Raw genomic sequence first — 12,735 nt, forward strand, 5'->3', positions numbered from 1 at the left:
ATGGTTGCTAGTCACTCTGAATTTTGGTGCAAAAAAGCGTTTGAGCTTACTGATGTAGACCTCAAACGCTTTGTTGTTATCGTGACTTATAATTGCCCTTTTCAATTCCGTGCTTTTTCATTCTCAAATACAGCTTTTTACGCGGTATTTGCAGATGGTTTGCCGCATCCGTAATTCGCCCGGAGTGCAAAAACAGCGCATCTTCTATGAGCTGCTTCTCAAAATCATCCACCAAATCATCCAATGGAAGCTGAATCTCATTTTGTGAGTAGATACGCTCTTTACCCGTTAGCTTAACAATTCCGATTGCGTATAACTCAGCGATGTTTCTTAGCTCACGGATGTTGCCCGGCCACGGATAGCCTCTCAGTAGCGCAAGATAGCTAGAGTCGACATTTGGCAATGTTTTGCCTAATTTCTTACAACTCAGTTTTAAGAAGTAATGAAATATCGTCACGATGTCGTCAGGTCGCTGACGCAATGGCGGTACGTGAACCACGCCTTGGTTGAGTAGATAGTACAGTTCCGGCAGCAATTGATTTTTGGTGATGTACGCTTCCGGTTCTGAGTCAAAAATCGTTACAACACGCAGATTCTTTTTCCCACAACGTTCTCGCGCCAGTAATAATTGAGCCAGATGCCGTTGCCCCTCTTCAGGCAGTTCAGGTAAGTTCTCTAACACAAGTAAACACGACTGCTGTTTGTCGATGGCATCATCAATGCTATCCATTGTTGTGCTTGCACTGAGAGCAAAAGAGCCATACTCCGTTTCTTCACTCTTAGACATCATGTCTTTAATTAACCCCGCGACGCTGTGACGACCGGTGCCCGACTCACCATAAACCACCACGTGCGTGTCCAGTAACGCGTATTGGGCAACAAGCTTGCGGATCTGCTCCATATGCGCAGACTTACCAATTAATGAGCGCGAAATAGATTTCTCCGCCTGTAGCTGCAATTCCACCTGGCTGCTTCGAGTTTCAAGCTGCTGTTTTACTAGTGTTAAGAGCTCAGCAGGATTGATCGGTTTTTCTAAAAACTCACATGCGCCCTGCTTTACTGCATCAACCGCCATTGGAATATCGCCGTGCCCAGTGATCACAATGACAGGGATTCGCTCATCGACGTTTTTGATCATCCGAAGCAGTTCTAATCCATGCATTTGCGGCATGTACATATCGAGAATAACACGGCGCTTGTGTTGGGTCGTTAATGGCCTTTGACTTGATTGATGATATGTTCATCAAGTACGAATAAGAGTCCAAAACATCCTGATCATCATCAACCAATAATACTGAATATGGGTTATTGCTCATTAGGTAACTCCAACACAACCATCGCACCTTTTTCTAATGAGGAAGCGAGGTAGATACTTCCTTTATGCTTTTCTATTAATGACTTACAAATATTCATCCCCAGCCCTAGACCAACTTCTTTTGTCGAAACAAAAGGCTGAAAAATCCGCTGCACAATCTCTTCACCAAACCCAAACCACACTGATTGCAATCAGTGTGGTTTGGCTGGTTCGTTCCACCAGCGCCATTTGAATCCGTTTTTGTTCGTCCCTTGTGCTTTCCATCAACGCATCACAACTGTTTACTAAGACGTTAATGAAGACCTGTTCTAGCGCCAACATGTCGCCTTGCACTTTTACATCATCAGGTAACTGGTTTTCTATGATGATCTGTTGACGCTTCGCTCGCGTGTTCACAATGGTGGATGCTTGCTCCGCCACCTCATGAACACTTACAGACTTCACTTCTCTTTCACCTTCTGGCTTGCGAGCGAATTGGCGCAAACTGTTGATGATCTTACTCATCCGAGTCGCCAAACCTTCGATGTGAGTAATGGATTCACCAACCTTTTCTGGAGATTCCTGTTCGAGGAACATTCTCGCGCTGTATAAATACGTCGACATTGCGTTTAATGGCTGATTAAGCTCATGCGCTAAACTGGTCATGGTTTGCCCTACAACCGCCATTTTTGCAGCTTGAATCAACTCATCTTGCGTCTTTTTAAGATTGTCTTCGGTGCGAATGCGCTCTTCGATTTCGTTTTCTAACTGTTGGTTTTTCAGTAGCAAATCTTGCGTTTTTTCTAACACCCGACTTTCCAAGGTACGCGTGGTCATTTCTTGATGAGTGACATCCGTAATGGTCATGATCAGTTTGTATTCAGCACCATGAGCGAAAGGACGAATATCGAAACGCACATACTTTGGTTTCTCGTCTCCAAGTGACAATGTCACATGAATTTTGCCGAGTTCAATCCACAAATGAGAACCATCGAATACCTTTTTTAGTTGATCTCGACAGCTCTCTGGGAAGTACTCCCAAATCGGATAACTTTCGTTAACCTCACCAAGTTTCAACAACTTACGCGCGCTTAAGTTTGCTGATTCCACTACGCCATTGAGGTCACTGGTAATCAAACTCGCCGTAGTGTTGTTGATTAAGCTCAAAGCGTTAGTCCGCTGAATTTCCTGTACCTTTTCACCATATTCGATGAGCTTTTCACTCAAGCGTCCGATCTCATCATTGCCGTCCACCACAACCGGATGGCTCAGGTCGTTTTTGATGATGGCATCAATACTGTCACCTAACCCTATCAAACGTGCCACAATGCGGCGGTTGATGAAGTAATACGTCAAGAACATACTCGTCATGATCGACAAACTAAAGCAGACGATCAAAACGTGGTTGCCGTAAGACACGCGCTCGGCGGTTTCACTCTTCACCTGTTTGAACGTTTGGTCCGCAGTGGAAACCAGTTCACCGATTTGTTGATGAATGGCTTCCATGCTGAGCGCGATTTGCTCTTGTATTTTCTGAATGTCGCCGTTCAGCGTCACTAATGACATCAATTGTTTATCGAACGCGCCTTCTGGACTCAACACAACCACAAGTTCTTGCAATAACTGTTTGTAAGCGATTGAGGTTGGCTGATTCATTAAGGTTGTGCTGCTTTCTTGCAGATCCATCAAGCGAAAGTGAATCACCTTCATCCCATTGTCGACCTGCTCCGGCATTGATGCGCCAGCAACATCAATAGCCATGTCGTACACCGCCGATTCAATATCGATGACCCGCTGCAAAGTACTCAATTGCACCAGCAAGTTTTGAATTTCTTTCGAGTCGTTTACCCGCTCAATCTGCCAATGCACTTCTTGTCGAACCGGTTTGAGCTCAGAGCGAATATCTTGGTGAAGCCAGTTAATCTGCTCCATCAGTTGGTCGACGCGGCGAGTTTGATCGATGCGAGTTGAAATCATATCCACGTACTTTTCCAGTAGCGAGGCAAGGCCAGCTTCCGATTCGAGCAATTGATAAAACTCCGAGCTCATCTTATTGCTTTTCAGAACGGTCGAAATCGAAGCCAATTGCTCGTTGACCTGCATGGCTTGTTCAGTCAGCTGTACTTTGTTGTCTACCGCTTGCAGCGCTTCTACGCGGCGGTTTATATTTAGGCACGCTATCTTCCAACAAAAGGCGCACCTGATTATCCAAGCTGTTCCATGTCGCCCAAGCGACCAAACACACCACGGTAAGCAAGAGCGTGCTGCAAGCAAAAGCGGCAATTAAGCGTGCACCGATGGTTTTGTATTTCGGGTATAACACTACTTCTCTTTCCCTCGCCATTGAGCCAATTGCTGATTTACGTTGTCCAATTTTTCCGACATCGCACGCCCCAATTCATGGGAAAACTCTGCCAATAATGCTTGGTAGTGCGTCATGCCAACTTCGGAATCTTTATCCATGGTCGACAGCTTTTGCGCAATTTCGGTTACTTGCGCTTTGCTCAGTGGCAATTCAAACAGTTGTTTTTCAATGGCTTGTAGCGAACGTTGTTTCTCTGGTTTTCCGTCGGCAAGTCGATTCAATTTAATGAGCGAGAGCCAAGCATCTTGAAGCTCCGGTAAGCGCTTGGTGATCGCGGTATCAAAAATCAAGTTGATTAACGCTTCACGTGGCATTACCTGTTCTAGGTCGAGAACGGGATTTTCTCCACCGTATCGAGCCGTATCGTCAAGCGCTGTTTTGGAGAAGGTGCTGCTTTCCATCTGCTCTTGTACTTCTTTCGAAAGCAAATGAGCAATAAAGGACTCTGCCAACTTATCACTCTTGCCCCGATTGATTTGTGCAATATAGGTAGGCATCAGCGTAAAGTCTTGATCATAAGCAAAGCCAACGTAGTCGAACTTGCGTTGCGCAATCAGTGCGTAGCTGTCGATCGTTGGCCCAATACCAAACTTACCTTTGGCGATGTAATCCGCCACTCCAAAGCTGCGAGAAGAGATCGTCGCGAGGTTCGCTCCCACATTGAGTAAAATCCGCCAGCCCTCTTGCCAACCATATTGACTAAGCACACTCTCGACCATCAATTGCGTGGTTCCGGATCGGCTTGGCGTGCTCATGGTAACGTGACCAAAGTACAGCGGATTAGTCAGATCTTGAAAACGCTTCGGTTCTGGTAAATGGTTCGCGGCCAAATAATCTTTGTTCCAAACAATCCCGGCGCCTGAGTATCCAAACGCCACGACTTGATCGTTATTGGGTAATAGATAAGGCGACAACCATTTCGGCACTTGCACACGCGCCGACATATCAGCCAAACGATGTTCATTAGACAGCTCTTGCATCAGAAACGGCGACGAGCTCAACACCAAGTCGATATCCTTCATGTAGCTTTTGCTGAGCAATTGCAGGCTTGATTGAGTGCGTCGGTGAACCACTCGGACTTCAGCATCAGGGTAGTGCTGCGTAAAGTCATCCACCAAAGCAGTGATTGGTGCTTGAGAGAAGGTCGTGAGTATCACCAACTCTTTTTCTGCTGCCATTGTGAGTGGTGCATAAAGCGCCGCACCAAGAAGTAAACGACGCCCAAATTGCTTGAAATCAGCCATCAAATTAACCAAAAACCTTAAATAGTGTGCGGTAACTCAAATCTATGAAAGATTGTCAAAAAATCTTACAGAGTATGTTTGAGTCACTATTGACGCACTTCAACCAGAACTAAGCATATTCTATCAGTAACAAGTGTCAGCCTAACGTTCTAAATTCCCGTTTTTGACTCAACCTAAATATCAATATGGGTCAATTCTGTCTCAAATTCATGCCTTTGTACTGTGCAATCTGTCACTTCAAGATAGCCCTGCAACAAAACATTTGTGATTAAAACTTGGAGTGCAAGATGTTTAATTTCTTTAAAACACGCCCTGACCTCCCTCTTTCAGATGGCTCGAAAGAGGAAATGCAAGCGCGTTTCAAACGCTACCAATGGCATGTATTTTTAGGCTTGGTTTTCGGTTACGCCGTCTTCTACGTAGTTCGTATGAGTTTAGGTGTTGTTAAAAAACCAATGCTGGATGCAGGCATCGTAACCATCGAAGAACTCGGTATCATGGGTTCGGCTTTCTTCTTCACTTACGCTTTTGGTAAGTTCTCGAACGGCTTCCTTTCTGACTATGCCAACATTGGCCGATTTATGTCGTTCTCTCTACTACTGTCTGGTATCACCGCAGTATTCATGGGTTTGAACACCACGGCATTCTTCTTTGTTCTGCTTTGGGGTCTAAACGGTTGGTTCCAATCTGTTGGTTCAGCACCGTCTTGTGTGTCTCTGTTCCAATGGTTCTCACCAAAACAACGTGGTAGCCGTTACTCTATCTGGGGTGGCTCACGTAACATCGGTGAAGGTATCACTTGGATCCTAACGGCGTCTCTAGTGAGCTACTTCGGTTGGCGCGCAGGTTTCATCGGTGCGGGTATTGCAGCGATTGCAGCAGCGATTTGTATGTTCTTCATCCTAAAAGACCGTCCACAAACTTACGGTTTGCCAGATTCAGCAACAGCATTCGACGAAGAACCTGAGATCAAGAAAAAGAACGATCCGCAAGCAACTCGTCGCGCTCAAATGTTCATCCTGAAGCAACCAACCGTTTGGCTAATTGCAGCAGCGTGTGCAGCGATGTACATCTCTCGCTACGCGATGTCTTCTTGGGCAGTGCTTTACCTACAAGAAGCAAAAGGTTACTCACTGATTGACGCTGGCTTCGCAATGTCTACATACCCTATCGCGGGTCTAGCAGGTGCAATCCTATCAGGCATCATCTCTGACAAGGTGTTCAACTCTAACCGCCATATCCCGACTCTACTTTACGGATTGGCGAACATCGGTGGCATGTGCTTGATGTTCTTCGGCCCAGATAACCGCATCGTTGACGCAGTAGCACTAGGTATGATCGGTTTCGCTATCGGTGGTCTGGTTGTGTTCCTTGCAGGTCTAACGGCTTGTGACTTGATGCCTAAGAACGCAGTTGGCGCAGTGAAAGGCTTTATCGGTCTGTTCTCTTACATCGCCGCTTCTGGTCAAGAGTTAGCGTCAGCTTCTCTAATCAAAATCACAGAGGTTGATGGCGTAACTAAATACGACTTCTCTCAAGCGCAATATTTCTGGCTGGCTGCTGGTGTGATTTCTCTACTTCTTGCTCTAACAGTTTGGAATGCGAAGAAAGTGGTTGATATCGACCCAGTTGAAGAAAAAGAGCTAGAAGCTCGCCCTAGTCACTAATCCTGACTAAAGCGGGAGGCAACTCCCGCTTAATTCCCCAATGTCTTAAGTTCTTTTGCAAAGAGTGCTTAAGAGATTGATAGAAAATCCCCCCTATTTCTATTTTCCTTTTTAAGTGTCGATTGAGGTGACAAATGTGTAAAACCAAAATTGTGGCTACGCTAGGCCCAGCAAGTGAAAGCCGCGAAACACTAACTAAATTGATTCGAGCAGGCGCGAACGTAGTCAGACTCAATTTTTCTCACGGAACGGCGCAAGAACACATTGCCCGCGCGAATTTAGTTCGTGAAATTGCGGCTGAACTCGATACTTATGTTGGTGTGTTAGTCGATTTACAAGGCCCTAAGATTCGTATTTCTTGTTTCGAAAATGGCGCAGTTCTACTCAATCAAGGCGACGTATTCACCCTGAGCGGCACACTTGACGCTCAATCTGGAACCCAAGAAATGGTTGGGCTTGATTACCCAGAGCTGATTCAAGACGTGAACGAAGGCGATATTCTGCTGCTAGATGATGGCCGCATTCAGCTAAAAGTAAGCCAAGTACACCGTGACGAGCAGTGGATTAAAACCACAGTATTGAACAGCGGTAAATTGTCTAACCGTAAAGGCATTAATTTGTTAGGTGGCGGTCTTTCCGCTCCGGCTCTTACCGCGAAAGACATTCAAGACATCGACACCGCTGCTAAACTTCGAGCCGACTTCCTTGCCATTTCTTTCCCGCGCAATGCACAAGATATCGAATACGCTCGCAGCTTGGCGCAAAAAGCAGGTTGTCACGCCAAGATTGTCGCGAAGGTAGAACGCGCAGAAGTGGTTGAAACCAAAGAAGCGATGGATGATGTCATTAAAGCATCTGACATCATTATGGTCGCTCGCGGCGATTTAGGCGTAGAGATTGGCGACGCACGACTGCCAATGGTGCAAAAATCATTGATCAATCGTTCTAAACATTGGGGTAAGCCGGTCATTACCGCGACCCAGATGTTGGAATCGATGATCGAGAATCCTCTCCCAACTCGCGCTGAAGTGTTAGACGTGGCAAACGCGATTATCGACGGAACAGACGCCGTAATGCTGTCGGCGGAATCGGCGGCGGGCAAATACCCAATCGAAGCGGTCGAAGCCATGGTTCGCATCGCACAAGGTGCAGAGCACGAGCTGGAATGTAACCATGACTGCTGGGATACTCTGCAACACTTATGTTCTAACCCAGGCAAAAGTTTCGCGCTTTCATCAATGATTTCGGCTTCTCGCGTTCATCAAGATCTTGGCGTTGCGATTTTAACCCAACATGGTGAAACGCCGCTGTTGATGTCTCGCTGCCAAAGTAAAACTAAGATTTGGGCTCTGAGCGACAACCCCGCTTTACTTGCACAAATGACCATTCTACGCGGTGTTGAACCTTTGTATTTCAAAGCAGCAGAAAGCCACGTTGATCTCGCGCCACAATTAGTGGAATGCTTACGTCAAAAGGCCAACGAAGCACATATTTCCTCCATTTTGATGACCCAGCTCGATTCCATCGAAGGCATGGGTGAAATCAACGCGTGTCGCTTGCTGGGCTTGAATGTGTCTTCTCACATGAAGCCAGCGGAAGAAATCGCAGCTTAGGTTTACCTCCCCCTTATTCAAGCTCGACCTTGAATTTCTCCCCCATAACTTGCTCCACAGGGACTTGACCTGCCAAATGGCAGGTCCTTTTTATTGCGCACGATATAACCAACCATTCGCTGACTCTTGGAATATGAGCGTTAACTTAATGAAATCGCATTCACAACTTGTTATTGTAGAACGATTGTTATCCCTAAAAGCGTGCCCCTTTGAAAGAGAACACTCCCGTCGTCGAATTTAGCAACGTAAACAAGTGGTATGGCGATTACCACGCTCTAAAAGATATCAACTTCTCCGTACATTCTGGCGAGATCGTCGTGGTGTGTGGCCCTTCTGGTTCAGGAAAATCAACGCTCATTCGTTGCATCAACCATCTTGAATCGATTCAAGAAGGCCAACTTCATGTGTTCGACCAGCCTTCTCATGCAAAATCCCTCAAACCCGGTAAAATCGGCATGGTGTTCCAGCACTTCCACCTTTTTCCTCATTTGACTGTACTGGAAAACCTTACCTTAGCGCCGATTCGCACACTCAAATTGTCAAAACAAGAAGCTGAAAAACGCGCACGACATTACCTCAAGCGCGTCAATATTGAAGAACAAGCGAGCAAATACCCCATCCAGCTTTCCGGCGGTCAGCAGCAGCGCGTCGCGATTGCCCGTTCCTTATGTATGGAACCGGACTTACTCCTTTTTGACGAACCGACTTCGGCGCTTGACCCGGAAATGATCAACGAAGTGTTGGATGTCATGGTTGAACTGGCTCAAAGTGGAATGACGATGATTTGCGTCACGCACGAAATGGGATTTGCCAAAAAAGTAGCGAACCGCGTGGTATTTATGGATGAAGGCAAAATTGTGGAAATGAACTCACCGATCGCCTTATTTGAAACACCACAGCATCCACGAACCCAAGCATTTTTGAACCAAATTTTAAGTTACTGATGATAGTTCGCGTAATCAAACCCGTCCTTCAAGCTTTGCTGCAAATGATGCTCCTCTTCATCGCGATTGTGTGGGTGTTGGACTCTGGTGCCGATGCTATGGGCTATCAATGGCAATGGGAACGCGTACCTGATTACATCGCTTTTTATGAAGATGGCGAATGGTGGCCAGCAGAACTTATCGATGGGCTATTGGTCACGCTTAACATCTCGGTCATTAGTCTATTCTTCACCTTAGTGTTGGGGTTGATCACCGCGTTACTAAGGCTTAGCGATTCGAAAGTCGGCAATGTTATTGGCACCACTTATGTCGAGGTAATACGTAACACGCCGTTGTTGGTGCAAATCTATTTGCTCTACTTCGTGTTTGGCCCCGTGATTGGTTTGGACCGATTCAGTACCGCCGTTTTGGCATTGTCCCTTTTCCAAGGAGCCTACACTGCAGAAATATTCCGCGCAGGTTTAAACAGTATTCCTAAAGGGCAATTCGAAGCAGCACAAACACTCGGGTTATCACCGTTTTACACTTACAAAGACGTGATTTTGCCTCAGGTTTTACAGCGCACATTACCGCCATTGACCAATGAAGTGGTTTCTTTGATCAAAAACTCTTCCATTGTAAGCGTGATGGCGATTTTTGATTTAACAACACAGGCACGCAACATCGTCTCTGAGACGGCGATGCCGTTTGAAATTTGGTTTACCGTGGCAGCAATTTATCTTGCTCTCACTCTATCACTTTCTGGCTTGTCTGCATGGCTAGAACACAAACTCGGAGCCAGTTGGCGCAAATTATAAGGAGATAACATGAAGTTATTCAAAGCGACCATTACTGCATTATTAGGGCTAGCCATCGCTATGCCTACAATCGCGAAAGAAGATGTTGCCACACCCAATGTAGATCAAATCAAAGAACGAGGCACTTTGCGCGTTGGTATGTCAACATTTGTTCCTTGGGCAATGCGCAATAAGCAAGGTGAGTTAATCGGTTTTGAAATCGATGTGGCCAAACGCTTAGCACAAGATTCAGGTTTGAAAGTGGAATTTGTACCGACTGCATGGGATGGAATTATTCCCGCACTACTGGCGAAAAAGTTCGACGTGATCATTGGCGGTATGTCGGTCACGCCTGAGCGTTCCAAAAGCGTGTTGTTTACCGAGCCCTACTCGCACTCCGGTGTTCAAGTAGCAGCAAATAAAGAACTGGCTTCTGGTTTTAGCGAATTCTCCGATTTTGACTCACGACGCGTAAAAATTGCGGCTCGTCGCGGCGCATTCACCGTTCAAGTAGCCAGAGAAACCTTCCCGAAAGCGAAGATTCTGCAATTTGATGACGACGCGCAAGCGTTCCAAGAGGTGCTGAATGGTAACGCCCATGCGGTTATTGCTTCTAGCCCAAAACCAGAACATGAGACAGTGAAACACAGCGAAAAGCTATTCCTTCCATTCTCTGAGCGACTATCAAAAGGTAACGAAGCCTTTGCGGTTCGCTTAGGGGAAGAAGATAAAAAAGCCTTTTTCAATAAATGGATTGAAGAAAGAACCCAAGATGGATGGTTAAAACAGCGTTATGAATACTGGTTCTCGACATTAGATTGGCAAGATCAAGTCGCGCAAGGCCAGTAATCTAAAAGGCTCGTGGTCTTCGCGAGCCTATACTTTTGGATCATCCATTTTACTTTTCCATCATCTATCGGAGTTAAATTTTTGGGCGAACAAACCACCACTCGCACAGCACCCACAAAGGCCAACACAGGTTCCTTTCTAGTTCGGTTAAACACGCTCGATTGGGTACTGCTTATTATCTGTGGTATTGGTGGTGTTTGGCTGTACCATCGTTCCAACGTTGGTGTGCATTATTTGTGGCAGTGGAAAGAGGCGTTTGAACTACTTTTCACACCAAGATCTGACGGTGGTTTGCCCTACTTCTTCCAAGGTTTGATTTCGACGTTAAGGCTCAGTATTTGGGGCATCAGCTTCGCATTAATGCTTGGCACTTTGTTGGGCTTAGCGCGTTTCTCTCGCTCCGTTTGGTTGCGCACACCTGCCAACGCGTTTATTCAGTTGGTAAGAAACATCCCACCGTTGGTTTTTGTTTTTATTTTCTACTTTTTCATTTCTAACCAATTGATCCCGTTACTCGGTTTAGAAGATCTTCTACGAAACTACAACGGTGAACCAAACGCGCTACAAAGCTTTCTTTTTGGACCTTCTAACCTTTGGGAAAATCTTGCCTCTGGTGTGTTATGCGTCGGCTTACTCTCTTCTGCATACATAGCAGAAGTTGTGCGAGCAGGGTTACAAAGCATCGACCAAGGTCAGTGGGAAGCGGCGGATTCATTGGGCTTGTCTCGGTGGGTGAAGTACCGATTCGTTATCGCACCACAGGTACTTAAAGCAATAACACCTGCACTTGCCGGTCAAACCATCTCTTTGGTGAAAGACACCTCCATCGTTTCGCTAATTTCTATACAAGAAATGACTTTCGTTGGGACAGAGATGGCAAACTCATCAGGATATATCTTTGAAATTTGGCTGATTGTTGGCTTTTCTTACTTCTTGATTTGTTTCGGTCTGTCACTCATTTTTCGATATATTGAGAAAAAATCGGAATCTATTTCAAATTAACTCAATAGCACATGCAATTAGACACATTTGATTCTTCAAATTGGAACTGCATCCTGTTACATTGACTCAATGCTAAATTCTCGGCGTTTTTCATGGAGTTAAAGAAACAGTCTGACTACGAACAGTACATAAGACAGGACGGTCTTGGGGAATATTACGTAGTCATCAACCAATTCACTTTTCACAGTGTTTATCAGCCAATTTTTGATAAGCACCAACGCGTTATTGGAATGGAAGCCCTCCTTCGTATTCATGGCGCAGACGGCGTTCAAATTCGCCCAGACATTTTTCTCTCCAACGCAAGTATCGACCCTTACTTTCGCTTATGTGTTGAATTTTTATCCCGAGCCATGCACATCAGAAACTTCGCTCGTCACTTTGCCGGAACGCCGATTAAGCTCTTTCTCAATGTTATGCCTCAAACTCTACTCACGCTCACCAAAGACATGGGCTTTAAAGACAACGGATTGCTTTACAAACGTCTTGCCGATTTGGGTATGACCCCGTCTGATGTGGTGTTTGAGGTTGTAGAAGAATCCTGCGGTGATACTGATTTACTGATTAAAGCCGTACAGTTAATGAGAGCGAATGGCTTTATCTTTGCCATCGATGATTTTGGCGCGCAACATTCCGACATTGCCCGAGTTCAGCAGCTTTGTCCTGACATAATTAAAATTGATCGCTCTTATCTACTCGATTATTGCGCTGGTGATACCTTTTCCATTCGAAGTGCGGTAGATCTAGCGGCAAACATGGGGGCCAAAGTGATTATCGAAGGGGTTGAAGAGAACAACCAGCTGCAAGCCATGCGTCAACTGGAACTCGATTATTATCAAGGGTTTTATCTCGGTAAACCAAGTGCAATTCATCACTGGACAGAATACGCAACCTGCCAATGCACGGTGCATTAAGCTTATCTCGTCATGCCGCATAAGCCACACAAACTATCCCAACAAAAAAGCGCCGAACACATGTCGGCGC

8 protein-coding genes and 2 pseudogenes are annotated in these 12,735 nt (G+C 45.8%); 7 read left to right on the forward strand and 3 right to left on the reverse strand.

Features of this window, described 5'->3' with window-relative positions; genetic code table 11:
- Positions 1-76: 76 nt before the first annotated feature.
- The 3 genes and pseudogenes from OU793_RS09795 to OU793_RS09805 form a co-directional block, all read right to left on the reverse strand.
- Positions 77-1,316: pseudogene (locus OU793_RS09795) on the reverse strand (sigma-54-dependent transcriptional regulator).
- A pseudogene (locus OU793_RS09800) lies at positions 1,306-3,617 on the reverse strand (ATP-binding protein). Before OU793_RS09800 ends, OU793_RS09795 begins: the two co-directional pseudogenes overlap by 11 nt.
- A complete protein-coding gene (locus OU793_RS09805) occupies positions 3,617-4,903 on the reverse strand; it encodes an ABC transporter substrate-binding protein (protein WP_029802462.1) in 1,287 nt (428 codons plus the stop codon). Before OU793_RS09805 ends, OU793_RS09800 begins: the two are co-directional and overlap by 1 nt.
- Before the next feature lie 287 nt (positions 4,904-5,190).
- Between OU793_RS09805 and OU793_RS09810 the strand changes: the two genes are divergently transcribed.
- The 7 genes from OU793_RS09810 (at position 5,191) to OU793_RS09840 (ending at position 12,665) form a co-directional block, all read left to right on the forward strand.
- Positions 5,191-6,570, forward strand: coding sequence for an MFS transporter (locus OU793_RS09810; RefSeq protein ID WP_005397635.1), 1,380 nt, complete (start codon positions 5,191-5,193; stop codon positions 6,568-6,570).
- 134 nt (positions 6,571-6,704) lie between these two features.
- On the forward strand, positions 6,705-8,183 hold the full coding sequence (pyk, locus tag OU793_RS09815; protein WP_140103305.1) for a pyruvate kinase: 1,479 nt from the start codon (positions 6,705-6,707) through the stop codon (positions 8,181-8,183).
- A 209-nt stretch (positions 8,184-8,392) separates the two neighbouring features.
- Complete coding sequence (locus tag OU793_RS09820; RefSeq protein WP_025543234.1) at positions 8,393-9,127, forward strand: amino acid ABC transporter ATP-binding protein; 735 nt, start codon at positions 8,393-8,395, stop codon at positions 9,125-9,127.
- Positions 9,127-9,924, forward strand: a complete 798-nt coding sequence (locus OU793_RS09825; RefSeq protein ID WP_021448492.1) for an amino acid ABC transporter permease — start codon at positions 9,127-9,129, stop codon at positions 9,922-9,924. Before OU793_RS09820 ends, OU793_RS09825 begins: the two co-directional genes overlap by 1 nt.
- 9 nt (positions 9,925-9,933) lie before the next feature.
- Complete coding sequence (locus OU793_RS09830; protein WP_140103306.1) at positions 9,934-10,752, forward strand: transporter substrate-binding domain-containing protein; 819 nt, start codon at positions 9,934-9,936, stop codon at positions 10,750-10,752.
- 81 nt (positions 10,753-10,833) lie between these two features.
- Entirely contained in the window at positions 10,834-11,754 is a 921-nt protein-coding gene (locus OU793_RS09835) for an amino acid ABC transporter permease (RefSeq protein ID WP_140103307.1), read from the forward strand.
- 92 nt (positions 11,755-11,846) lie between these two features.
- The gene (locus tag OU793_RS09840) at positions 11,847-12,665 is read left to right on the forward strand and encodes an EAL domain-containing protein (protein WP_005454118.1); all 819 of its coding nucleotides are present in this window, start codon (positions 11,847-11,849) and stop codon (positions 12,663-12,665) included.
- Positions 12,666-12,735: the final 70 nt, after the last annotated feature.

Source organism: Vibrio sp. VP6 (genome assembly GCF_028823755.1).
Taxonomy (GTDB): domain Bacteria; phylum Pseudomonadota; class Gammaproteobacteria; order Enterobacterales; family Vibrionaceae; genus Vibrio; species Vibrio parahaemolyticus.

Coding starts and splice junctions, on each gene's coding strand:
- OU793_RS09805 (WP_029802462.1), bottom strand. CDS start 4,903: ATGGCTGATTTCAAGCAATTTGGGCGTCGTTTACTTCTTGGTGCGGCG.
- OU793_RS09810 (WP_005397635.1), top strand. CDS start 5,191: ATGTTTAATTTCTTTAAAACACGCCCTGACCTCCCTCTTTCAGATGGC.
- pyk (WP_140103305.1), top strand. CDS start 6,705: ATGTGTAAAACCAAAATTGTGGCTACGCTAGGCCCAGCAAGTGAAAGC.
- OU793_RS09825 (WP_021448492.1), top strand. CDS start 9,127: ATGATAGTTCGCGTAATCAAACCCGTCCTTCAAGCTTTGCTGCAAATG.
- OU793_RS09830 (WP_140103306.1), top strand. CDS start 9,934: ATGAAGTTATTCAAAGCGACCATTACTGCATTATTAGGGCTAGCCATC.
- OU793_RS09840 (WP_005454118.1), top strand. CDS start 11,847: ATGGAGTTAAAGAAACAGTCTGACTACGAACAGTACATAAGACAGGAC.